Here is a 23846-nt window from a genome sequence, read left to right as displayed (position 1 = left end):
ATCCCTAGCCCAATCCCAGGCGTTTTTTTGCTTTACGAGAGCCAGCAGCAATCATGCGATCTGCAATAATGGCTATGAAGGCAATAGAGAGACCGGCAACAAGTCCGCGCCCGGTATCTGCCTTGGTCAGCGCGATATAAACTTCTTGTCCCAAATCCCGTGTTCCAACCAATGCGGTGATAACCAACATGGAAAGGGCAAGCATTATTGTCTGATTAAGTCCCAACAGAATTTCGGGAAGAGCGAGTGGAAGCTTGATCTTCCAAAGGAGTTGGCGCCGCGTGCATCCTGATGTTATACCAGCCTCGATCAAGGCCGATGGAATTTGCTGTATTCCATGGATCGTGTAACGAATAGCTGGTGCAATTGCATAGAGAACAACAGCTACCATTGCCGAGAAATCACCCACACGGAAAAGCATGACAACAGGGATCAGATAAACAAAACTTGGTAATGTTTGAAGCGTATCAATAACCACCTGAACAACACGTCCCATCCGATCATTTTCCGCCGCAGCAATGCCGATTGGAATACCGATCAAACATGCAATCACAACCGACACACCACAGAGGTATACAGTGATCATTGCTTTTTCCCACATCCCTGTTGCGACAATAAACAGGCTCAACAAAAGCGTGAGAAAAAACAGTTTCTTGCCCCCTAACTGCCACGCAGCGACACAGAGCAAAAGGATGGTCCAGATCCAGGGCATTTTCAACAACACCAGTTTCACAGGCACCATGAAATAAACCAAGACGAAGGTCTTATAGCTTTCCAGAGCATCAAAGAAGTTAACATTAATCCATGCCACGAACTCGGCAAGCGATGTACCAACACCTAGCTCTAAAGACTTAGGATAACTTTGGATTGCTGGGACAAATATTCCCAGTACCAAGGTTAACAAAACGATAGTCGATACAGTCAAAAGCCATGGATGACGTTTGACAAAATTCAAATGCCCGTCCAAATGCACAGCTTCTGTTCTGGTTGCAAAAGCCTGACTCAAACGATCCAGTGCAATGGCCAAAACGACGATACCAACACCAGCTTCCAGACCACCGCCAATATCCAGTCGGCGAAGGGATGACAACACGTCGTAACCAAGCCCACCTGCCCCGATCATCGAAGCAATGATGACCATATTCAAAGACAACATAATTACCTGATTAACACCAACCATAAGGCCTGGAGCAGCAGAAGGAACAAGTACTTTCCACATCAGTTGCCGCTTGGTACACCCGGCCATGTTCCCAAAATCAACGATCTCGCTTGGCACGCCTCTTAATGACATAATGGCAATACGTGTCATTGGCGGCATCGCATAAATGATCGTGGCAATCATTGCCGCTACAGGGCCGAACCCGAACAAAAACAGGATCGGAACCAGATAGGCAAAAACAGGGATCGTTTGCATCAAATCCAGAACAGGCGAGATTGTTTTCTCGAACCATGGAAAACGATAAGCACCTATGGCCAACAACAACCCGCCAAAGACACCAAAAGGAACAGCAATGACGATAGATGCCAAAGTAACCATCGCACTATCCCACTGGCCGAAAACAGCCAGATAAAGAAAACATCCCCCAATAAACCCAGCAAGTTTCCAATCCTTTGCGAAATGTCCCATTGCGATTACTGCTGCAATCACTGCAATCCACGACAATGGCGGAAGAACTTGAATTGCCTGCGACCCCTGCCCCTCCATAAATCCGGAAGAAAAGAGACTGGTGGCAAAAGACAGGGGAATGTCCAGTAAGGTCGAAATTCCGCGTGTTAACTCCTTGAAGGTGAAAAAGCCCAAATTGGCCTCTTCAACCAACCAATCCATGAAGTCAGAGATATAATTTTTAACAGGGATTTGGGATTTGCGTGGCACCTTAAACATCCACTTCGGCAACAATCCCTTGCCTTCAAGATATAAAAAAACTGAGACAAACAGCGCCAATATCCAAAATATTTTTGCTGATTTAAAGGACTGGATATCCAGAACCCTGTTCTTCATTGCGGTGATCACAACGATACCTCGCGCCCCACTAGGACATCCATAACTCTTTTTCGGTCCAAAAGACCGATTGGTGTTCCTTGGGTTGAAGTAACTGTAAATGGCTTATCAGATTGCTCTATATCATCGGCGATATCGGCAATAACAGTATCATGAGAAACAGATCCGGCCGTGGCAACTGATGCATCAAAACTATCTTTCAACAAACCGGCTGTAAGAACTTTAGCCCTTGGTATATGTTGTGTAAATTCAGCAACATAATCTGTCGCCGGGTTCATAACCAAATCCTCTGGCGTTCCAATTTGTATCACCTTGCCGTCTTTCATAATCGCAATTCGATCAGCAAGACGAATAGCTTCATCAAAGTCATGGGTGATGAAAACAATGGTTTTCTTCAGAACATTTTGCAGGCGAATAAACTCGTCCTGCATCTCACGGCGAATAAGGGGGTCGAGCGCAGAGAAAGGTTCATCCAAAAACCAGATTTCAGGTTCCACAGCAAGAGAACGAGCAATACCTACACGTTGCTGCTGTCCACCAGAAAGTTCACGGGGGTAGTAATTTTCCCGCCCAGATAACCCCACAAGCTCGATGATCTCGAACGCTTTTTGCTCTCTCTCTGCTTTAGAGATCCCCTGTATCTCCAGAGGAAATGCCACATTTCCCAGAACAGTACGGTGCGGAAGAAGCGCGAAATGCTGAAAAACCATCCCCATTTTATGGCGGCGGATCTCGATCATTTCATCATCACTGGCTTTTAGCAGATCCTGTCCATCAAACAGAATTTCGCCATCAGTAGGCTCGACCAATCGCGATAAACACCGAACAAGGGTTGATTTACCAGAACCAGACAACCCCATGATGACAAAAATTTCACCAGAATGAATATCTATATTAACGTCCCGGACACCGCCAACAAGGTTTGCCGCCTTCAAATCACGAGATTTAGGTTTGCCATTATGTTTGGCGAGGAAATTCTTTGCGTCAGGACCAAAAATTTTCCAGACACCACGGCACGACAATTTAACTGATGAGCTCATACCCACAGGACCTATACTAATACAGTTTATATTCCGATATTTAATGACTGCTCGGGGACACCGGGGCGCAGGACAAAAGATTCCCCTTCCCCGAGCAAATCAGCATCCTATTTAATCCAAGATGCCCAACGGTCTTTATTTGCGTCGACCCAGTTACTCACAACGGCATCCATATCCTTGCCATCGAGATCAACCTCAACAATCATCTGCGACATTTCATCGTTGGAAATGTTAAAGCCTTCAATTGCTTTGTGCGCACCAGGCCACTTATCCTTCAAACCTGACCAAGCAACCTTCCAAACTGGCCCTGTGGGCTTACCACAGTCATAAGCAGAATCTTCGTTAGACCCCCACGCAGGATCATTGTAACATTCCGCAGTATACTTGGGAAATTCAACCCATTCGCCTTCGAACTTTGCAGGCGCCCAGTGAGGAGCATAAACCCACAACACAATAGGCGCTTTTCTTTGATAAGCAGATTCCAGCTCAGCAAAAAGAGCAGCATCGGTACCCGCATGAATGACTTCAAAGTCCATTTCAAGCGCTTCAACGCGCTCATCGTCAAAGCCACCCCATGTTACTGGCGCACCGAGATAGCGCCCTTTAGGTGCAGTCTCCGGGGTTGAAAACTCTTCCGCACAGTCATTCAGAGCTTCCCAATTCGGCAAGCCTGGACATACTTCTTTCATATAAGAAGGATACCACCACTCTTCGATGGCCTGCATTCCTGTTTCACCTAGGTTTTCAACCTTACCCGTCGCTGTAGCTTCATCCATTGCTTCGCGACCTGTGGTTTCCCATATCTCCATTGCGACATGAAGATCACCTTCTTTAAGTCCGGCAAACTGAGCAATATAGTCAGCCTGTACATATTCAATGTTATAACCAGCTTCTTGAAGCACTGACCCCATAATTTTGGTTGTCAGAAGCTGCCCAGTCCAATCATGTAACGTTAGCTTGATAGGATCATTCGATTCAACATCTGCAAAAGAGGCAGTTGTTGAAATATTTGACAGTGCAAGACTTCCCAATAAAGCCAATGCAAACCGCGATGTTTTAATCATAAACCTACTCCCTGTAAGGATTTCGAGTTTTTTTATTTATTTTGGATACATAAACACCTTTAATATCCAAAAATATCAACATATATCATCACAAGTCAACACAAAAACAACATCTCCTTTCGATTCACCTCTTGCTCCAAACAATATTGTGGATTTAATAGGACTTAACCAACGTCACACAAAAAAAGGCAGTCTGGAATAATCCAGACTGCCTAGGTTTTAAATCTATAATTTTTTGATAATTTTCGGCTGAAAACTTTCGGCTGAAAACTATTACAAAACAAAGAAAATACTTAGCCTGTCACGATCACTTCTACTTCCGCATTGCGAAGGCAGGCGGCCAAATCAGGGTCAGGTTCTCCGTCAGTAATTAACACATCGATAACATCCAAAGGCGCAACTTTAACCAAACGAGAGCGATTGAACTTACTTTGATCAACCACAACAATTGTTTTCTGTGCCTGTTCCATCACCGTGCGTGAAAACTCGGCTTCTTCCAGATGATCAACCATTAATCCCTTAACTGGGTCCACCCCCCCCAATGACAAGACGGCATACTTCACATCAAACTGCTTAATAAACGCAATGGCCGAAGGTCCAAAAGCAGCAGCATCATCTGCGCGCAATTCTCCACCAGCAATATAAACCCTGTTCCCGTTACGCGTTGCCAGAGCCCGTGCAGTTTCGACAGAATTGGTGACGACCAACAGATTTGAGTGCTCTTGTAATGCATGCGCTGCAATAGCGGTTGTACTTCCCGTATCCAGAATTAAGGAATCACCGCTTTGTATTATCTTGGAAAGTTCAAAACCAATGCGTTGTTTTGCCTCGTGGTTTTCAACCATCCTGTATTGAAAGGGAGGCTCGTGTCCTTCGTCAGGAATAACAATACCACCATGCACCTTCTCAACAAGCCCAGCACTAACCATTGGCTTGACATCACGCCTGATGGTCTCGTCAGATACTGAAAACTGATCGGCAAGCTCAAGGATTGTACAAAGCCCCTTATGCCGGACTGCTTTCAAGATCTCTTTTTGTCTTGTTGTTGAATGCATAAAACTGATTACCCTCTCTCAATTATCCAAGAAATAAGATAATTCGTTTCAAAAATCAAATTTTTGACATCCGGAATACTTTACTCAATAAGCCACTGAACTCTTGAATTGAAGTCAATCAACGGCGCGCCTTATTCATATTCTTTTTGGTTTTGGATGTTGGCTCAGCGATTAAAGGGTCATCAGGCCAATAATGACGGGGATACCGACCCTTCATATCCTTTTTCACATCATGATAAGTATTCGCCCAAAAACCTGCCAAATCACTGGTTACCTGCAATGGACGTCTTGCGGGTGATAATAGATGAAGACGTAATGGAATACGCCCGCCAAAAATTGAGGGAGTGACCGATAATCCAAAAAGTTCCTGCAGTCTGACCTCGAGAATGGGCAACTTGGGATCAACATAATTAACCCGCGCTCTATTGCCGGTTGGAAGCTCTATACGCTCTGGAAAATTTTTATCAAGAAACTGACGTTTATCCCAATCCAGAAATGAAAGCAGAATGTCTTTAAGGTTCAATGACTGTAGTGCTTTCAGCGTGGTAACCTCATCCAGATAGGGTGACAGCCAGCTTTCAAGAGTAGAAATTAACCCGGCTTCAGAAAAATCGGGCCAATCCCCCTTCTCTGCTAATACACCAGCTGAAATAACCCGACGACACAAATGCTCAAAGTCAGCATCAGGCTCAAGAAGCGCGATGCCTTTGCCGCGAACCAACGTCAGGATTTCCTGTTTGATTACGTCCTGATCGGGCTCTTTAACACGTATTGCCTTTAAAATGACTTCGCCAATGCGTTCGACCTTCTCGCCCAAGAAAACGCCTTTTAAATCATCCAAACGTACCCGGTCTTGGGACACAATGCTTTTGGCATGAAACTTCCGAATTTGATTTTCTGACGCCTCAATTGCCTGATAAACACGGGCAGAAGCCCCAGCGCCCCCAATCTCGGTCATAACGAGGTAAGGTTTTGATGCCAATGGATCAAGCTCGTCCACTTCTGCGCCTTTACCGCCAGAAAGTTTAAAACGCCCCACAGCACTTTTACGCAGCTTTCCAATACGATCAGGATAGGCAAGCGAGACAAGCCCTCCGGCAAAGGCTGTATCGAATTCTTTAGCCGGTTTTACACCCAACGCTCTGGCATATTGTTCTGCTGTGCGTTTAACCTGTTTCACGCGGTAAGAATCTAACCGAAAGCCTTTATCATCCGATTTTGATGTAAAGGCACCAATACGCACCAAAAGATCGGTCGGTGTTTTACTTGTACCCTGTTGAAAAATATCTCTTTCGGTTAATAACGCCGCAATAATACAGGCAAGCCACCCAGCGTCCTCTTTCTTGCCGGTTACAAGCATATGAGCAAGTCTGGGGTGAACCGGAAGCCCAGACATTTTTTTGCCGTGATCCGTAATATGATCACTATGATCTATAGCCCCCAAGGACCGGAGCAACTCCATTGCCTGTTTCCATGCGGCCCGGGGGGGAACCGTGCACCAACTTAAATCTTCAGGATCACTCGTCCCCCAATTCAAAAGCTCAAGCACGAGCGAAGAGAGATCAGCATCTTGAATTTCAGGTTTGTCCTGTAATGCCAAGGCCCCGTTTTGAGCTTCAGGCCACAAACGATAACAAATACCCGGTTCCAATCGCCCGGCGCGACCAGCTCTTTGGTCTGCTGATGCCCTTGAAACACGAATAGTTTCCAGTCTAGTCAAGCCAGATGACGGATCAAATCGGGGACTGCGCCGAAAACCGCAATCAACAATTATTTTAATGCCATCAATGGTTAAACTTGTCTCAGCGATAGAAGTAGCCAAAACAACTTTGCGTTTACCATTCCCGGCAGGTTCAATGGCTTTTCGCTGTTTCGCCATAGGCAAATCACCATAGAGAGGATAGACATCCACGCCTGTTATCCCCTGTTTTGCCTTTAAGAGGCTTTCAACCCGCTTAATTTCACCAACACCCGGCAGAAAAGCAAGAATACTCCCTTCTTCTTCCCGAAGAACATCTTCTATCTTGTCAGCCATATCAAACGGGATATTCTTGCGCTGAGTTTCCCGTCCGTACCTTATATCAACGGGAAAGCTCCGCCCCTCACTGGTAATAACAGGTGCTTCATCCATAAGGCGCGAGACAGCCTGCCCATCCAAAGTCGCCGACATCACCAAAAGCCTGAGATCGTCCCGAAGTGCAGCCTGAACTTCCAAACAAAGTGCAAGCCCTAAATCGGCTTGCAAACTTCGTTCGTGAAACTCATCAAAGATAACCAGTCCCACGCCTGATAGTTCAGGATCGCTTTGTAACATCCGGGTTAAAACACCCTCTGTAACAACTTCGATTTTGGTTCGGGCACTGACCTTTGTCTCCAAACGAATACGATAGCCAACCGTCTCCCCCGGATCTTCACCCAACAAATCTGCCATTCGGGTCGCAGCTGTTCGTGCAGCCAATCGCCTTGGCTCAAGCATAATTATTTTATTATCGCCAAGCCAATCTGATCCTAAAAGATGCAAAGGCACACCCGTTGTCTTACCGGCACCCGGAGGGGCCTGAAGCACAAGCGAAGGGTTTTCAGCAAGTTTTTGAGCGATTTGAGGAAGAACGGAATCTATGGGTAAGCCAGTCATGTCAGGCTTATATCATCACTAACTCTGAGATATCTAGAGATTAGGCAAGAAAAGATCCCCCATTGCTTCTAACCAGAAGTCTCGAGACAATTTACAGTCCCATTTACCTTGCAATTAAACAATTTGATAGCTTCATCACCCTTTAGACGCGCTTCATCGGCAACGCACTTCGACCATATATCCAAACGTTCTAGAAAGTAAGTGACTTCTTTTTTACAGCTCTCAAAATCCTTGGCATCCAGAAATTGAATTTCAATATACTGGTTCGTGCATTTAGGTGGATCATAATCCGGTTTTTGACACTCAGCCAAAACCGGATTGGTCCAAAGGACTCCACTGATAATCCCTCCGATAATCAGTGGAAGAAATGCTTTGTTTAACATATTTATCATATCAAGAATTCCGTGGCTTCTAGGCATAAGGAAACCACACATTTCGTACGGCTATATTATTCTTGATATCCCAGAATGGTAAAGGAACCAATAATGCCTTATTTCTCTTACTGCTTTCCATAAACAAGAAACACAAAGGGGCACCCGACAGGATGCCCCTCATAACTAACAGACTGAAACAAAACTTTAGCTAGCTTTTTTCTCTGCTTCCTGACCACCCGGGTTCGGGCTGAAAAACTTTTCGTATTTCCCGGGCATGCCGTTGAATTCATCAGCATCCGCGGGTGGCTGCCCCTGCTCAGTAATATTGGGCCAGATCTCGGCATACTTGGTATTCATTTCCAACCACTTTTCAGCTTCAGGATCTGTATCCGGCAAGATTGCTTCCGCAGGGCATTCCGGCTCACAAACCCCGCAATCGATACATTCATCAGGGTGAATGACAAGCGTATTTTCCCCCTCGTAGAAACAATCTACTGGGCAAACTTCGACGCAATCCATGTATTTGCATTTAATGCAATTATCCGCAACGACATAGGTCATAACGTACTCCAGTGATCAGCCAAAAATGCAAATGACTGACAAAATAAAATTAAGACGCTTTGTCGTAACCAAGCTCTTTATGGCTTTCAATCAAGCGTTTACGCAAAGAAGACGCCGTTGCTTCACCATCACCTGTCGGCTGGTAAAACACATTCACATCCGCAGATTTATTCCGGTTCAAAGAACGAAGCGTCGCCTCACTTTCGATTTCAAGGGTATCAAAACCACAACGTTGCATAAGCTGGATCTGATCATACAACACATCACCGACAGCTCTGACTTCACCCTCAAACCCGTAACGCTCTTTTAGAACGCGTGCATAGGAATAGGCTCTACCGTCACCAAAAGCCGGAAAATTCAAGGCGACCAAAGAGAGCTTATCTAAATCATCTTCGATCAATTCTGGCGATTGATTACTTTCGAGCAAAACGCCAAGTTCAAGGCCAAGCCCAATCAAAGTCTCTTTTTCATTCTGCCAGCGATCAAGGGATACAATAATTGACGCCCCGGCAGGAACTTCGACTTCATCATCCAACTTGGTCCATGTATCAGCAATCTGACGACCATCTTTTATGAGCGGCATTTTACTTCTCTTTTCTCTTCAATCTGCCGAACCAAGAACTTTCTCCAGCTTCGGCTAGGTTAAAATTTCGTCCAACAAAAACCATAAAGCTTATGCTGTTTTGTTTCTTGCAGCACCTGTATCAAGGAAATGAATACCGCATTCGGTTTTATCCTGATTTTTCCAGCGCCCGCTGCGTGGATCTTCACCCGGTTCAACCCGATCCGTACAAGGCATACAGCCGACAGAGGGATAACCATCAGCTTCCAACGGGTGCCGCGGCAGATTATACTTATTGAAATAAGCTGTAATCTCGTCGCGTTCCCAATAGGCAAGCGGATTGATTTTGATTCGGGACCCTTCTGCCTCGACAAGTTCCAACTTGGCTCGTGTGACAGACTGGAACCTTTTGCGGCCGGAAATCCAGGCATCAAGGTCATCAAGCGCACGGTTCATCGGTTCAACCTTACGCACCCAGCAACACATATCCGTATCCTGATTCCAAAGAATACCTTTGGGATCCTTTTCAGAAACTTTCGCTTCTTCGGGTAAAATCTGACGCACATCAGTAAGCCCAAGAAACTCAGTCAACTGACGCCGATACCGATGGGTTTCACCAAACAGCTTTCCTGTATCCATAAAAATGACAGGCGTGTTTGGATTGACCTGGGCAACCAGATGCAAAAGGATGGCTGACTCTGTCCCAAAAGAAGAGACAAGTGCAACACGGCCTTTAAATTCATCTTCAATCAAACGGACAAGCGCATCATGGGTCGACAAATTCCGAACACTGTCCAGCAATTCTGCTGCGCGGGATTTAGTCGTCTCAAGACGCTCTCGTGCGCTTCCTTCTTTTGGTAACAAGGTCGATGCCTTAAGCATAAAGTCTTTCCTTGAACGGAGCCATGCCAACCCGGTTATAAGCATCAAGGAAGCTCTCCTCGGCACTGTCACGGATTTCGAGATAGGTGTTCACCACAGTCTCCACAGCATCGACAATTTTATCATAGGCAAATGACGGCCCGATGATCTTGCCTATCGCAGCATTTTCGTTGGCATTTCCACCCAAGGTAATCTGGTAATATTCTTCGCCTTTACGATCGACGCCCAGAATACCAATGTGTCCCACATGGTGATGACCACAGGCATTGATACACCCGGAAATCTTTAGCTTTAGTTCCCCGATATCGTATTGGCGTTCAATATCAGCAAAACGTTTGCTAATGGCCTGAGCAACCGGGATTGATCGTGCATTTGCAAGGGCGCAATAGTCCAGCCCGGGGCAGACGATCATATCGGAAATCAAACCCAGATTACCCGTTGCCAAGCCTGCTTCCTGTAAACCAAGGAACACATCATACAGGTCATCAAGCTTTACATGTGGCAAAACAAGGTTTTGTTCATGTGTCGCCCGAATTTCATCAAAGCTGTACTTTTCGGCCAGATCTGCAACGACTTCCATTTGATCATCAGTGATATCACCCGGCGCTTCGCCTTCAGGCTTCAAAGAGATATTCGCAATGGCATAGCCCGGCTTTTTATGTGCTACAACGTTGGCACGAACCCAGGTTGCAAAGCCGCGATCTTCAAAGCGTTTAACCTCAAACGAACGGGATGTCGCATCCAGTGTCTCAAAAGCCGGTGGCGCAAAGTAATCGTTAATGCGATCAACTTCTTCCAACGGCAGATTCAAGGCCGTATCCTTGATCCGGTTCCACTCTTCTTCGACCAGGCGACGGATTTCATCAATACCTGTTTCATGCACCAGTATTTTGATACGGGCTTTGTATTTGTTATCGCGGCGACCGATCTGGTTATACACACGCAAAATGGCTTCAAGATAAGATAACAGGTGTTCTTTAGGCAGGAATTCACGAACAACCTTGCCAATCATTGGCGTACGCCCCTGACCGCCACCAACATGAACTTCAAAGCCGACTTCACCATCATCATTTTTAACAATCGCCAAGCCAATGTCGTGAACACGGATCGCAGCACGGTCAGTTGTTGCGCCTGTCACAGCAACCTTGAATTTACGAGGCAAGAAAGTGAATTCCGGGTGCAACGAAGACCACTGACGAATGATCTCACAGTATACACGCGGATCTTCGATCTCGTCTGCGGCAGCCCCTGCGTACTGATCAGATGTCGTGTTTCTTATGCAGTTACCACTGGTCTGGATCGCATGCATCTCTACTTCGGCAAGCTCTTTGAGGATGGTTGGAACATCCTTAAGCACAGGCCAGTTATATTGAATGTTTTGACGCGTTGTAAAGTGACCATAGCCGCGGTCGTACTTGCGGGCAATATGGGCCAGTTTACGCATTTGCGCCGAATTGAAAGTTCCATAGGGAATAGCAACGCGGAGCATATAGGCGTGGAGCTGTAAATAAAGGCCATTCATCAACCGCAAAGGTTTGAATTGATCTTCCGTCAAGTCACCTTCAATACGGCGTTCGACCTGATCACCAAACTGTGCAACACGTTGTTGAACAAAGTCATAGTCAAATTCGTCATAGCGATACATGTCGTTATTCCTTCGCTTGTCCGAGAGAGTTGGCCTTGCTGCCGTGGCCATACTCAACGGTTGGGCCTTTCGCCCGGATACCTTCCTTGACTGAAAGCGGCTGAAGCCCGGTGTCACTTCGCTCAACTTTAATCAGGTAAGGACCAACAATAAGCTGATTTGCTTCGGCCTTTTCTGCCTCGGCCAATAACGCTTCTGCGCCATCATTATCTTCGACGGCCTTTGCCGCGGCAAAATGATCTGTCCATTCTTGATTTTCACCCAAATAGACAACACCACCACCCAGCAGTCTGTTCGCAGTCATAATTTGCAATGACATTTTCTTTACTCTCTCCAAAACGTACCGTTTATTGAGCGGCAACGGCGACTTCATTCAAAAAGGAAGCCGTATTTTTATTTTCCAACGCAGCATTTGTAATCTGCTGTAAATCCGATCTATCGGCATAGGCCGCGACTGATCCCACAACGATCAATGAAGGGCCTGTAACCTGATGCCGCTGAACCATCTCAGCAGCCTCAAAAAGCTGTCCGGGAAGAACCCTTTGATCAACACGCGTTCCATTCTCGATGATCGCGATTGGGGTCTTTGGATCCTGGCCGTGTTTAATCAAGCGATCAGAAATTTGCCCGGCATTTTTCAGCCCCATATAAAAGACCAGCGTTTGACGACTGTTGACCAACCCTGACCAATCAGCAGCCGTCATATCATCACCCGCCTGCCCGGTAACAAAAGTCACCATTGATGCATGCTTGCGATGGGTTAAGGGGATACCCGATGCCGCGGCACAGCCGACTGCAGCCGTAATACCCGGCACAACATCAACTTCAATTCCCGCAGATTGCAGGACATCCATTTCTTCTCCGCCACGACCAAAGACAAACGGGTCGCCACCTTTCAGACGAACGACACGCAGTCCTTTGCGTGCTTCGCGAACAAGGATGTCATTAATCTCGTCCTGGCTATGACTGTGCTGTCCCGGCGCTTTGCCGACATAAATACGATCGGCATCGCGGCGTACATAATCCAGAATTTCATCGCTAATCAGTCGGTCATATACAACGACATCAGCCTGTTGCATAAATCTCATCGCGCGAAAGGTAAGAAGGTCCGGATCACCGGGGCCAGCACCTACGATGGCAACATGCCCATCGGCATTTTCCTGTTTCCAGTTCCGATTAATCAGCCCCAGCATATTCTCGCGAGCAGAAACCTCACGCCCGGAAAGAACAGATTCAGCGATAGGGCCATCAAAGAAATTTTCCCAAAACTTTCTGCGCTCATTACCACTAGAAATCGTGCCTTTTACAGCCCCGCGAAAACTATCCGCAAAAGATGCGAGGCGCCCGAGTGCCGGCGGCAACATACCTTCGATCTTCTCGCGTAGGTTACGGGCAAGAATTGGCGCAGAACCACCACTGGAAATACCAATAACAATCGGAGAACGATCAACAATTGCAGGCATAATGAAATCAGACAGCTCCGGGCGATCTACGGCATTAACCTTGATACCCTGTGCCCGCGCAGCCTGTGCAACTGCCGCATCAATCTCTTCGATATCGGTTGCCGCAAACACAAGGCTTGCCCCCGTAACGTCGTCATTCAGGAACTTGCGCCCGACATGATCAATCTCAGCCTGCGCAACGAGCTCTTCAATCTCAGGACAGAGTGAAGGTGCGATCACAGTTACTGCTGCATCAGCCTTACGAAGCAGACGCAGTTTCCTTGCAGCTAAGTCGCCGCCACCAACCAAAACAACTTTCTGCCCCTTAAGAGACAGGAAAATCGGAAAGTGATCCATGACACCCTCACATCCATTTTACACATAATTTGGAGAAATTATTTTCTCAATTACATTAACTCACAGTGAATAGATGACACGTTTTGAAAAAATTACAAGTAAAAATGAAATTTTTTAAATTTCAACACTAAAAATAAGTAAAATATAAAACTAATAAGTGAGATACCTAAAAAAATAAGGTTCTATTTTTTGTTCAAAATGATTTATATCAACAATTTCAATACATTACTTGAAAATATGTGACTTTTTGAACAAAAACCTATTCTACAAGAAAAGGTCTTTAGCCCCCTTTCAAGCAAGAAAAATATAAATCCGCCAGAAAAAATTATTTTCATATCTACACTTTATTTCGTGTAATTTCATCGCCAACATCAATAATACAGTTTTGATGTGTGATTATATCCAGTTCCTTCAAACCAGACACCACAGTATGCTTTATTATGGAATACACAGCATTCAAAGATAGCTCGGCAGCATCAATCTCATCTTGCCCCAGAAGTATTCTGGCCATCAACATGCCGGTGAAAAGATCCCCCGTCCCCGAAGGGCCGTTTTGTATAAATGGCGTGGAGAACAACATTGCATCATTTGGACGAACCACCAACGTATGTGTTGTGTCTTCGTTGCCAAAATCAGCAGAAGTAATCACCACGCAGCGTAGAGCAAAATCATCCATGAGCTTTCGGGCAGTAGCGACCATATCACCATGGCTTTGACAAACCGGTCTCTGACAGCTCGTTGCAGCAAGATAATCAAACTCAAATTTATTCGGCGTTATAATATCAGCTAGCGGCAATAAGTTTTGCGCAATTAACTCTGGTATTCCCGCCTGCACAAAAAAACCTTTTCCAACATCCCCCATAACCGGGTCCAGACAATATATCCCCTGGGGATTACAAATTTTAAATCGCTTAACGGCTTTCTCAATGACATTTCCATTATCCTGTGTCGCAAGGTAACCACTCTGAAATCCTGCACTTCCGTGAAAAGCCCCCCGTTCTTCCAGCCCGAAAAAGAGATCTTGTAACAGCTCACACTCGACAGCTTGCCCATAAAAGCTAGAGTGTGCAGGATGGTTAGATAGAATTGTCGTTGGAACAGAATGAACAGAGACCCCAAGCTTTTGCATAGGGAATGCCGCTGCAGAATTTCCAACATGCCCATAGCAGACATGAGACTGGGCAGAAATAATTGATGGCATGGCTATTTCCCTTACATCCATTCAACAGTCACCCGTTGACTTACTAAAAGTATTTCTCCCAGAGTTCTCTTCAGACACAATCAAGAGAGCGAGACAGGATAACCTTCCGTTAAAGTAGCTGACCTCAGAACCTTTTCTTGATCAATAGTTTGAGACTCAAGCTCAACCACATAATCAGGGAAGTATGTGTCAAACCAGCTCTTTACAGGTTTTAAAATATCATTTTGCAATGAGATACTCATCAAACTGCTAACTCGTTTTACATGTTTTAAATAGGCATCCTTTTGATCCCTCGAATAGAGACGGGTAAATAGCCCGAGCACCTTGGCATGGCGCTGCGCAGAAAGCACATAATACCAGGACATAAACGTCTGCCCTTCGTCGCTTTCTCTGTCTATTTCCATCGCCTTGAGATAACGATTGATCATTCTTATCCTCAAACCATCGTCAATATCACGGCGGGCATCTTCCACCAGCGACATCAGATCATAAGGCGCAGCCCCAAGTACAGCCGTCTGGAAATCCAAAAGGCCGCATGATGCAACCCCCTCGCGCCCATCCAGAATCATAAGATTATCAATATGAAAATCCCGCAAAACCAACGTTATAGGTAACTCTGGAAGGGACTTAAAAACCTGGCACCAAGCAGATACATAATCTTGTCGTGCCTCAACAGACAAGGCTTCGCCCTTTACGCTTGGTATATACCAGTCTGCCATTATGAGCGCTTCTTTTATTAAAAAAGCCAGATCATAGGGCGGCATATCAATTTGAGCCAGCTTTTGGGATGAATGCATTGTAACCAGCACATCAACGGCAAGTTCATAGAGCTTTTCTTCATCCCACCCTGCTTTCAAAAGCTTTGCATAGGTCTTATCGCCAAAATCTTCCAATAACAGAAAGCCGTTCTCAATATCCTCATGATGGATAACAGGTGTGGAAACCCCACAGGAGAATAAATGACGCCCGACCTGCGCGAATACGGCGACAGGTTCCGCAATCCCCGGCGGTGCGTCCATAACAATTCTTGTCTCACGTCCTTTGGTTAACCTGAAATAGCACCGTGCAGAAGCATCAACAGGCAAAGCCTCGACGGCCGCACCTTCCCAACCTGCATTCTTTATAAAAGCGATTCTCTGTTGTTCTCTTTGATCGGCGGTAATGTTCACCAATAACTCCACTTAACAAAACACACATATTCTCAATAGCTTTTCACCTTATATCCAAAAGAGAAAAGGAAAAACAGCAGATGTACCATTCAGGATATTGACAAGATGTATAGACAAGTTATTTTGTATATACATATTCCTGAGTCGGAAAGTTGGACAAATGAAAAAGAACACACGCACAATCCGCGCCCCGCACGGCCCAGAACTTTCATGTGAAAGCTGGCTAAGTGAAGCACCGCTTAGAATGTTGATGAATAATCTGGATCCAGATGTCGCCGAACACCCTGAAGAACTGGTGGTTTATGGCGGAATTGGCCGCGCAGCCCGAAACTGGGAATGTTACGATAAAATCGTCGAAAGCCTGAAAAAACTCAAAGACGATCAGACGCTTCTTGTACAATCCGGCAAGCCCGTTGGCATTTTCCCGACGCATCCAGATGCCCCTCGTGTTCTTATTGCCAACTCTAACCTTGTACCAAACTGGGCAAACTGGGAGCACTTCAACAAGCTGGATAAAGCAGGCTTGATGATGTACGGCCAAATGACCGCAGGATCATGGATCTATATCGGCAGCCAAGGTATTGTTCAGGGTACGTACGAAACTTTTGTAGAAGCCGGACGCCAACACTATAACGGTGACCTCTCCGGTCGCTGGATCCTCACGGGTGGCCTCGGCGGTATGGGCGGTGCCCAACCTCTTTCCGCCACAATGGCTGGGGCTTCTATGCTGGCAGTCGAGTGTCAGGAAGACCGCATTGATATGCGTATCCGCACCGGTTATCTGGATAAAAAATGCAGTGACCTTGATGAAGCACTTAACATCATCAACGATGCCGTCGCCAACAAAAAGGCTATCTCGGTTGGTTTGCTTGGCAATGCAGCAGATATCTTCCCGGAACTTGTCAAACGTGGCGTACGCCCGGATATTGTAACGGATCAAACATCCGCACATGATCCCCTGAACGGTTACCTCCCACAAGGTTGGACTTGGGGTGAGTATGTTGAACGATCTCAAAAAGATCCCAAAGGGACCACAACTGCGGCAAAGAAATCCATGGCAGTTCAGGTCCAAGCCATGCTTGATTTCCACGCACAGGGCATCCCCACAGTTGATTACGGTAACAACATCCGCCAAATGGCGCTGGAAGAAGGTGTTGAGAACGCATTTGATTTCCCCGGTTTTGTCCCTGCCTATATCCGTCCTCTCTTTTGTCGGGGTATCGGACCATTCCGTTGGGCTGCACTTTCCGGTGATCCAGAGGATATTTATAAAACGGATCAGAAAGTCAAAGAACTTATCCCGGATGACCCGCATCTGCACAACTGGCTGGACATGGCGCGTGAACGCATTCATTTCCAAGGCCTGCCATCCCGTATTTGCTGGGTTGGATTGGGGCAACGCCATAAACTAGGCCTCGCCTTTAACGAAATGGTTCGCAATGGCGAACTTAAAGCCCCCGTCGTTATCGGGCGCGACCATCTGGATTCAGGATCCGTTGCCAGCCCGAACCGTGAAACAGAAAGTATGATGGACGGATCGGATGCAGTCTCAGACTGGCCTTTGCTCAACGCCTTGTTGAACACAGCCGGTGGAGCAACCTGGGTATCCCTTCATCACGGCGGAGGTGTCGGCATGGGCTTCTCGCAACATTCTGGCGTGGTAATCTGTGCCGATGGCACAGAAGCAGCGGACAAACGATTGGGACGCGTTCTCTGGAATGATCCCGCAACAGGTGTTATGCGTCATGCAGATGCCGGATACGAAATTGCTAAAAAATGTGCTCGGGATAACAATCTCGACCTTCCTATGGAGTCAGATAAATGAAATCACTGGTCCTGACACCCCGTCAATTAACACTCGCGACCCTTCGGTCTCTGACATTTGACAATGTCAAAATCGAGCTGGATCCGGCTTGCAAAGCACAAATTGCGGCATCAACAGAAACCGTTCGCGATGTGCTGAGAGATGGCAGAACCGTTTATGGTATCAACACCGGGTTTGGGCGCCTTGCTTCAACCCGGATTGATGACGAACAGCTGGAAGAATTACAGAGCAACCTTGTCCTGTCTCACGCAACGGGTATGGGACCGTTGCTTGATGATGAAGTTGTACGCCTTATTCTTGCACTTAAAGTGACGTCACTTGCGCAAGGATTTTCAGGCATCAGACAGGAAGTTCTTGATTACCTGATCACCTTCTACAACGAAGGTCTTTATCCTTGTATCCCTTCAAAAGGATCCGTTGGAGCCTCTGGTGATCTAGCGCCTCTCGCCCATATGTCGTCTTTGATAATCGGTGCAGGAAAAGCCCGGTACAAAGGTGAAATTATGTCTGCCAAGGAAGGGCTGGAGCGCATTGGCTTAAAACCAAAGGTGCTAGGCCCCAAAGAAGGTTTGGCTTTGTTAAACGGAACTCAAGTTTCAACTGCACTTGCTCTTGTCGGTTTATTCCGTGCTGAGAACCTGATGATAGCGAGCACCGTTGCAGGCTCTATGAGCGTTGAAGCAGCAAAAGGATCGCATGTACCATTTGACCCGCGTATCCAAGAAGCCCGAGGACAGATTGGTCAGGCCGATGTCGCTGAAGTTTTCAGAGACATCCTGAATGCCAGCCCTATTAAAGACAGCCACGCTGATTGCGAAAAGGTACAAGATCCTTATTCACTACGTTGTCAGCCTCAAGTATTAGGTGCTTGCCTTGATCACCTCCGTTTTGCAGCGACAATTTTTGAACGTGAAGCCAATGCCGTATCTGATAACCCATTGGTTTTCACAAAAGAAGGTGACATTCTTTCAGGCGGTAACTTCCATGCAGAACCCGTAGCCATGGCATCTGACGTTCTCGCCCTTGCTATTTCGGAAATGGGTGCTCTGTCAGAACGTCGTATTGCACTCTTGATGGACAGCTCCATGTCCGGCCTGCCCCCATTCCTCGTTGCAGGAAGCGGTCTCAACTCTGGCTTTATGATTGCGCAAGTTACCGCTGCGGCCCTGGCATCAGAGAATAAATCTCTTGCCCATCCCGCCTGTGTTGACAGCCTGCCAACATCAGCAAACCAGGAAGACCATGTTTCCATGGCGACCTTTGCCGCAAGGCGTTTGTCAGACATGGCAAAAAATACAGCAGGTGTGTTAGCAGTTGAGCTTTTATCAGCAGCCCAAGGTATTGATTTCCTCAAGCCGTTGAAGACCTCTCCGACACTGGAGAAAGTTATGGCAAGGCTCCGTAAAGACGTAGCCTTCTTTGAACAGGATCGCTATTTTGCGGATGACTTGGAATCTGCAGAAAATCTGGTTTGGGATGGAACTTTCAACAACATATCAAAAGCTGACTTTCTGCCAAGTCTAGAACAATAAATTACTTGTAAACTGTAATTGTTAGTCATTGATGTTATAGCTCCTTTCAAAGGGGCTATAACATCCGCCCAACTCCACTGAATTAGGGACTATCATCAACAATAAATCGAACCACAATGAAGTTGAAAATTACAATTCTCTACCTAATTTATCGATCTCGCCACCAACAAAATAAGATAAGGCATCATTAAAGGTTGTTCTAAACAAGCAAAATTAGTTTTAGCTTTGTATGTTTTCTTTAAGCGGTTCACTGATAACCGAAACTTGTCCATCTTGAACCGAATGATAAAAACAGTTTGGTCTGCCCGTGTGACAAGCAGGTCCGGTTTGATCAACAAACATCAAGATCGTATCGTCATCACAATCAAAACGAAATTCTATTAACTTTTGGCAGTTGCCCGAGGTTTCCCCTTTACGCCAAAGTTTTTTACGCGAGCGCGACCAATAACAAACCTGGTTAGTTTCCAGCGTTTCTTGAATAGCATCACTATTCATCCAGGCAAGCATTAGTACTTCACCTGTATCGTACTGTTGAGCAATAGCGGGAACCAACCCTGCTTCATTATAATTTATTAATTTTGCAATATCGGCATTCATGCCGCTCTCCCGTATTTTAAGTAACCACAGCTTAGTTGGAACTCTGTATATTTTACCCTTTAATCTCTTAACTTCAGGGTTGCCAACAATAGATCAACCTCATAATGATATGTTATAACATAACAAACATCAATCAATGGTAAAATTATATGACAAAAGTAGCGAAGCCTAATGTTTCCTCGGAGCATCAAAATTCCCCTAGCCGTGAAGAGGCAATGCAAGCCGTAAAAACTCTTATTTCATGGGCAGGTGATGACCCTAATCGCGAAGGATTAATTGACACACCTAAACGTGTGATAAATGCCTATAAGGAGTTCTTTGCTGGATATGGAATGAACCCAGATGAGATACTTGCCAGAACATTTGAGGAAGTCGAAGGTTATGATGAAATGGTCATCATAAAAAACGTACGGTTGGAATCGCACTGCGAACACCATATTGTGCCAATTTTAGGTAAGGCACATGTTGCATACATTCCTGACAAACGAGTAGTAGGTATAAGTAAGCTTGCTCGCTTGGTAGATGTTTACGCTAAACGCCTACAAACTCAGGAAACCTTGACAGCTCAAATTGCTGATACCCTTGAACGCGTACTAAAACCGAGGGGTGTTGCAGTTGTTATTGATGCCGGACATCAATGCATGACGACACGCGGCATCCATAAAACCGAGACCAGTACAGTCACAAGCCGTATGTTAGGTTTATTCAGAAAAGACCCCCGCACTAGAGCTGAATTTATGAACCTAATAACAAAAATTTGAAACCCGAACTCTCATAGATACTAATCGAAATAAAGAAGGATCATGACAGGATCTGTTTCTATTTGGCGCTTCTTTTACAAATAAACGAGCGTCAACAAAAACCCAGCATGGGACAGTGCCTTTAACAACATCTCCCTAGTTGATTTTGGACAATTTTAGAGCAGAAAGCCGAAATAATAAGCGAACGAAATTCAATAACTGATAATTGTTTTTTGTAGGCGAATGACATAAATACAGTGTATTTTCAGCAACTAGATGAGTTTTTGCTGGAAATACACTGTAAAAACATGCATTTATTGCACAACGACAAAAAATAATAAATACCTCAGGTAACGCTTAACCGCGTGGGAATTTCGATATGGACGCTGGGAGTCTCGACAAAAAAGTACCTCTTTACCAAAAGGTGAAAGAGCACATCATTGAACACATCCAATCCGGTCAGTGGAAGCCTGGTTTTCAAATTCCATCCGAAAACGAGCTGACCCAAAGCCAAAATATGTCTCGCATGACTATTCACAGGGCTTTGAGAGAATTGACTGCTGATGGCTGGCTGATGCGGGTTCAAGGTGCTGGTACTTTTGTTGCTGAACCCCGCCCCCAATCTGCTGTACTTTCAATCAAAAGTATTGCCGAAGAAGTCAGATCCCGTAATAGCGAGTATAGTAATGACATCATTCTGCTCGCCCAGGAAAAGGCTTCTGCCCATATCGCGGGCGTGATGGATCTTGAATTGAATGCACCTGTTTTCCATTCGATTATTATTCACAAGGAAAACGACGTCCCCATTCAACTAGAAGATCGTTTCGTTAACCCCGCCGCTGCACCCGATTATCTAAATCAGGATTTTAGCAATATCACCCCCTATGACTATCTGGTGAAAGCCGCGCCGTTAGATAACGCAGAGCACAGCATTTTTGCGATTGCGCCAGAAGATAAACAGGCTGAGTTACTGCAAATTCCGCTGGGAACGCCATGTCTGTTACTAAGACGACGGACGTGGTCAGAGAGGAAAACCGTTACCTATGCCAAGCTTATTCACCCGGGTGATCGCTATAGCCTGGGCGGAACATTTCAGGGGTAATGTGGCGTTAGAGAAACCACATTACATTCATCGGCCGTTTATAATCCTTTTTTGAGATCTCTCATCAAAAAACGCGCAGGGTGAATTGCATCTCTTATATCCTTCGGGATTGGCAAGGCATTACACCCGGTTATCAATTTCACCAGATAGTTTGCCATTAAGGGTGCCGTCAAAAAACCTCGGGACCCAAAGCCTACGGCACAAAACAGATTTTCATGATACTCGCCCCGTGGCCACAGAGGCTTGCTTTTCACACCATTTTTCAGGCCAGCATAATCAGTACGATATTGCTCTTCGCGATAAACCGGGCCAACCAACGGCAGACGATCAAAAGTTGTTCCCCGAACTGAGGTTCTTCCATCCAAATCGGTCGCATCTATCTGCGTAGAAAGATTAGGAACAATTTCGTCTAGAAGTGACAAATTATGGTCGTGGCGTTCTGTTGTAACAGATCTTTCTTCTGCCTCATCATAGCAATAGAGCCGTTCGAAAGTAGCACCAAAAACATGCTGTCCCCTAATCGCAGGCGTAATATACCCACTGCCATTCACAATGGTTTTTAAGTTAGCACTGATCTTATTTGGAAGGCACATGCTAACCTGTCCCCTGTTCATAATGACAGACAGGCTTTCAGATTGAGCAAAATTCCTGACATTAAAGGCATTGGCAAGGACAACACTGTCAAACTGCAAATCTTCGCCGCTGCCTGAAACAGAGAGTTTCCATTTACATTTTCCTTGCTCTGTAAACTGCTCCAGCGATGTCACTTTGCAATTGAGCCGGACATCGATCTTATCAGTTAAAGCCCTGGCAAGCGTTGCCGTATTAAGACACCCAGCGTGCGGATACCAAACACCGGGTGATGCCAACTCAATACCCGCAATTTCAGATGCACGATTGGCATCCACAATAGAAAAATGATCCCCGGGAAGAACATTGGAAGAAACAAAAGACTGACGACGCTGAATCTCTTTGTCGTCTCTGATCAGATCCATAGACCCGCATTGATGATGCCAGATATCCAACCCCGTTTGCTCCGCAAGTTTTTCATAAAACCTCAAAGCAAAAAGATAACAAGACGCCAGATATTGCCCCAATACCGTACCATTACGCATTAATTTAGGCTCAAATACCGCAGCCGGGTTCCCTGATGCCCCTTCGGCAACAGACGACGCTTTGTCGATTAGAGTAACCTCGACACCCGCACGCGAGAGACTATAGGCCAGACAGTTACCGACTATTCCAGCCCCAATAACAGCTACTTTTTTAGGTTTGCTGTTTGTTTTTGGAATATCAAACCAAGGTAAAGATCCCGGATGAAATCTCTCGTTATTTTCATCAATTTTATCTGGAGAAAAAACACCAACAATACGTTCACGTTTAAAGGCATAGCCTTTACGTTTTTCAATTCTAAATTCAGCATCCTCTAATCCACGCCGGACATGCCCCGCAGCTGTAAAGCTGGCCAATTTTGTACCGGGCTTTGATTTTGCTGCCAAGAGTTCGTAAACTTCTGCATTCCACATATCAGGATTTTTATTTGGGGCGAAACCATCCAGAAACCAGGCATCAATCTTTCCGGTAAACTTGGTCAAAACATCCCTTACATCCCCAAAAAGAAGAATTAAGGTAATATTATCTTGCTCAAACTCCACGGTATGAAAACCGGGGCTTAGATCAGGGTAAGCATTAACTAGCGCTTCCCTAATACCCCCAAGCCCATCCCATGGTTCCAACGCTTTATGTAACTGATCACGATCAAGTGGAAAGCCTTCAACAGAAACAAAAGTTAAGTGTTGATCTGGCCCGGATGTTTTTTTCCATTCCCGCCATGTAACTAAAAAGTTTAACCCCGTTCCGAACCCGGTTTCTCCGATGACAACATTCTGTTTGTTTTCCCAAAGACCTTTGCCACCAATACCCTCAAGAAAAACAAAGGCACTTTCCTCTAACCCATTGGCCAGAGAATAATAGACATCGTCATATTTGGTAGATACCGGGACGAAATCATCCCGCCATTCAAGTTCGGCTTTATTACATTCAGTCATACAAAAGCTCGTA

At 45.8% G+C, this 23846-nt stretch carries 20 protein-coding genes; 4 read left to right on the top strand and 16 right to left on the bottom strand.

Annotated features, from left to right (window positions below; all coding sequences use genetic code 11):
• Nucleotides 1–4: 4 nt before the first annotated feature.
• The 14 genes from WH95_RS07060 to WH95_RS06995 form a co-directional block, all read right to left on the bottom strand.
• A complete protein-coding gene (locus tag WH95_RS07060; RefSeq protein ID WP_245622942.1) occupies nucleotides 5–1885 on the bottom strand; it encodes an ABC transporter permease in 1881 nt (626 codons plus the stop codon).
• A gap of 125 nt (nucleotides 1886–2010) precedes the next feature.
• Nucleotides 2011–3042, bottom strand: coding sequence for a quaternary amine ABC transporter ATP-binding protein (locus WH95_RS07055; RefSeq protein ID WP_046504944.1), 1032 nt, complete (start codon nucleotides 3040–3042; stop codon nucleotides 2011–2013).
• 107 nt (nucleotides 3043–3149) lie between these two features.
• On the bottom strand, nucleotides 3150–4106 hold the full coding sequence (locus WH95_RS07050; RefSeq protein ID WP_046504941.1) for an ABC transporter substrate-binding protein: 957 nt from the start codon (nucleotides 4104–4106) through the stop codon (nucleotides 3150–3152).
• 293 nt (nucleotides 4107–4399) lie between these two features.
• Nucleotides 4400–5161 carry a DeoR/GlpR family DNA-binding transcription regulator gene (locus WH95_RS07045; RefSeq protein WP_046504939.1) on the bottom strand — a complete coding sequence of 254 codons (762 nt, stop codon included), beginning with the start codon at nucleotides 5159–5161 and terminating at the stop codon, nucleotides 4400–4402.
• 118 nt (nucleotides 5162–5279) lie between these two features.
• Nucleotides 5280–7796 carry an ATP-dependent helicase HrpB gene (gene hrpB / locus WH95_RS07040; RefSeq protein ID WP_046504938.1) on the bottom strand — a complete coding sequence of 839 codons (2517 nt, stop codon included), beginning with the start codon at nucleotides 7794–7796 and terminating at the stop codon, nucleotides 5280–5282.
• A 68-nt stretch (nucleotides 7797–7864) separates the two neighbouring features.
• The gene (locus tag WH95_RS07035) at nucleotides 7865–8188 is read right to left on the bottom strand and encodes a hypothetical protein (protein ID WP_157845910.1); all 324 of its coding nucleotides are present in this window, start codon (nucleotides 8186–8188) and stop codon (nucleotides 7865–7867) included.
• A gap of 186 nt (nucleotides 8189–8374) precedes the next feature.
• Entirely contained in the window at nucleotides 8375–8731 is a 357-nt protein-coding gene (gene fdxA, locus WH95_RS07030) for a ferredoxin FdxA (RefSeq protein WP_046504934.1), read from the bottom strand.
• Nucleotides 8732–8780: 49 nt separating this feature from the next.
• A complete protein-coding gene (locus WH95_RS07025) occupies nucleotides 8781–9314 on the bottom strand; it encodes a DUF934 domain-containing protein (RefSeq protein ID WP_046504932.1) in 534 nt (177 codons plus the stop codon).
• Between the two features lie 90 nt (nucleotides 9315–9404).
• The gene (locus tag WH95_RS07020) at nucleotides 9405–10175 is read right to left on the bottom strand and encodes a phosphoadenylyl-sulfate reductase (RefSeq protein ID WP_046504929.1); all 771 of its coding nucleotides are present in this window, start codon (nucleotides 10173–10175) and stop codon (nucleotides 9405–9407) included.
• Nucleotides 10168–11820 (bottom strand): nitrite/sulfite reductase, encoded by a 1653-nt coding sequence (locus tag WH95_RS07015; protein ID WP_046504926.1) that lies wholly within the window; start codon nucleotides 11818–11820, stop codon nucleotides 10168–10170. The genes WH95_RS07020 and WH95_RS07015 overlap by 8 nt, the downstream gene beginning before the upstream one ends.
• 4 nt (nucleotides 11821–11824) lie before the next feature.
• A complete protein-coding gene (locus tag WH95_RS07010) occupies nucleotides 11825–12139 on the bottom strand; it encodes a DUF2849 domain-containing protein (RefSeq protein WP_052741852.1) in 315 nt (104 codons plus the stop codon).
• Nucleotides 12140–12167: 28 nt separating this feature from the next.
• A complete protein-coding gene (gene cysG, locus WH95_RS07005) occupies nucleotides 12168–13619 on the bottom strand; it encodes a siroheme synthase CysG (RefSeq protein ID WP_046504924.1) in 1452 nt (483 codons plus the stop codon).
• Between the two features lie 337 nt (nucleotides 13620–13956).
• Entirely contained in the window at nucleotides 13957–14820 is an 864-nt protein-coding gene (gene pdxY / locus WH95_RS07000) for a pyridoxal kinase (RefSeq protein WP_052741851.1), read from the bottom strand.
• Between the two features lie 80 nt (nucleotides 14821–14900).
• Nucleotides 14901–15989: an aminoglycoside phosphotransferase family protein gene (locus tag WH95_RS06995; protein WP_046504922.1), complete on the bottom strand. Its 1089-nt coding sequence runs from the start codon at nucleotides 15987–15989 to the stop codon at nucleotides 14901–14903.
• 160 nt (nucleotides 15990–16149) lie between these two features.
• On the opposite strand from WH95_RS06995, the gene hutU reads away from it, so the two are divergent.
• A complete protein-coding gene (gene hutU, locus WH95_RS06990) occupies nucleotides 16150–17814 on the top strand; it encodes a urocanate hydratase (RefSeq protein WP_046504919.1) in 1665 nt (554 codons plus the stop codon).
• Complete coding sequence (gene hutH, locus WH95_RS06985) at nucleotides 17811–19346, top strand: histidine ammonia-lyase (RefSeq protein WP_046504916.1); 1536 nt, start codon at nucleotides 17811–17813, stop codon at nucleotides 19344–19346. Before hutU ends, hutH begins: the two co-directional genes overlap by 4 nt.
• Nucleotides 19347–19565: 219 nt before the next feature.
• Here hutH and hisI read toward each other — a convergent pair whose 3' ends face one another.
• Nucleotides 19566–19958: a phosphoribosyl-AMP cyclohydrolase gene (hisI, locus tag WH95_RS06980; protein WP_455349764.1), complete on the bottom strand. Its 393-nt coding sequence runs from the start codon at nucleotides 19956–19958 to the stop codon at nucleotides 19566–19568.
• Between the two features lie 134 nt (nucleotides 19959–20092).
• Between hisI and folE the strand changes: the two genes are divergently transcribed.
• Both folE and hutC read left to right on the top strand, forming a co-directional pair.
• Nucleotides 20093–20704: a GTP cyclohydrolase I FolE gene (gene folE, locus WH95_RS06975; RefSeq protein WP_046504911.1), complete on the top strand. Its 612-nt coding sequence runs from the start codon at nucleotides 20093–20095 to the stop codon at nucleotides 20702–20704.
• Nucleotides 20705–21062: 358 nt separating this feature from the next.
• Nucleotides 21063–21785, top strand: a complete 723-nt coding sequence (hutC, locus tag WH95_RS06970; RefSeq protein WP_046504908.1) for a histidine utilization repressor — start codon at nucleotides 21063–21065, stop codon at nucleotides 21783–21785.
• Nucleotides 21786–21823: 38 nt separating this feature from the next.
• On the opposite strand, the gene mnmC is transcribed toward hutC, so the two are convergent.
• Entirely contained in the window at nucleotides 21824–23833 is a 2010-nt protein-coding gene (mnmC, locus tag WH95_RS06965) for a bifunctional tRNA (5-methylaminomethyl-2-thiouridine)(34)-methyltransferase MnmD/FAD-dependent 5-carboxymethylaminomethyl-2-thiouridine(34) oxidoreductase MnmC (RefSeq protein WP_046504904.1), read from the bottom strand.
• Between the last annotated feature and the right edge of the window lie 13 nt (nucleotides 23834–23846).

This window comes from Kiloniella litopenaei, from assembly GCF_000982415.1.
GTDB classification, from domain to species: domain Bacteria; phylum Pseudomonadota; class Alphaproteobacteria; order Kiloniellales; family Kiloniellaceae; genus Kiloniella; species Kiloniella litopenaei.
The sequence above is the reverse complement of the archived record's forward strand: the minus strand, read 5'-3'. Positions and strand labels throughout refer to the sequence as shown.

Bases quoted from the DNA above. Each gene is read 5' to 3' on its own strand.
- WH95_RS07060 (WP_245622942.1), bottom strand. From the start codon at position 1,885: ATGTTTAAGGTGCCACGCAAATCCCAAATCCCTGTTAAAAATTATATC.
- WH95_RS07055 (WP_046504944.1), bottom strand. From the start codon at position 3,042: ATGAGCTCATCAGTTAAATTGTCGTGCCGTGGTGTCTGGAAAATTTTT.
- WH95_RS07050 (WP_046504941.1), bottom strand. From the start codon at position 4,106: ATGATTAAAACATCGCGGTTTGCATTGGCTTTATTGGGAAGTCTTGCA.
- WH95_RS07045 (WP_046504939.1), bottom strand. From the start codon at position 5,161: ATGCATTCAACAACAAGACAAAAAGAGATCTTGAAAGCAGTCCGGCAT.
- hrpB (WP_046504938.1), bottom strand. From the start codon at position 7,796: ATGACTGGCTTACCCATAGATTCCGTTCTTCCTCAAATCGCTCAAAAA.
- WH95_RS07035 (WP_157845910.1), bottom strand. From the start codon at position 8,188: ATGATAAATATGTTAAACAAAGCATTTCTTCCACTGATTATCGGAGGG.
- fdxA (WP_046504934.1), bottom strand. From the start codon at position 8,731: ATGACCTATGTCGTTGCGGATAATTGCATTAAATGCAAATACATGGAT.
- WH95_RS07025 (WP_046504932.1), bottom strand. From the start codon at position 9,314: ATGCCGCTCATAAAAGATGGTCGTCAGATTGCTGATACATGGACCAAG.
- WH95_RS07020 (WP_046504929.1), bottom strand. From the start codon at position 10,175: ATGCTTAAGGCATCGACCTTGTTACCAAAAGAAGGAAGCGCACGAGAG.
- WH95_RS07015 (WP_046504926.1), bottom strand. From the start codon at position 11,820: ATGTATCGCTATGACGAATTTGACTATGACTTTGTTCAACAACGTGTT.
- WH95_RS07010 (WP_052741852.1), bottom strand. From the start codon at position 12,139: ATGTCATTGCAAATTATGACTGCGAACAGACTGCTGGGTGGTGGTGTT.
- cysG (WP_046504924.1), bottom strand. From the start codon at position 13,619: ATGGATCACTTTCCGATTTTCCTGTCTCTTAAGGGGCAGAAAGTTGTT.
- pdxY (WP_052741851.1), bottom strand. From the start codon at position 14,820: ATGCCATCAATTATTTCTGCCCAGTCTCATGTCTGCTATGGGCATGTT.
- hutU (WP_046504919.1), top strand. From the start codon at position 16,150: ATGAAAAAGAACACACGCACAATCCGCGCCCCGCACGGCCCAGAACTT.
- hutH (WP_046504916.1), top strand. From the start codon at position 17,811: ATGAAATCACTGGTCCTGACACCCCGTCAATTAACACTCGCGACCCTT.
- folE (WP_046504911.1), top strand. From the start codon at position 20,093: ATGACAAAAGTAGCGAAGCCTAATGTTTCCTCGGAGCATCAAAATTCC.
- hutC (WP_046504908.1), top strand. From the start codon at position 21,063: ATGGACGCTGGGAGTCTCGACAAAAAAGTACCTCTTTACCAAAAGGTG.
- mnmC (WP_046504904.1), bottom strand. From the start codon at position 23,833: ATGACTGAATGTAATAAAGCCGAACTTGAATGGCGGGATGATTTCGTC.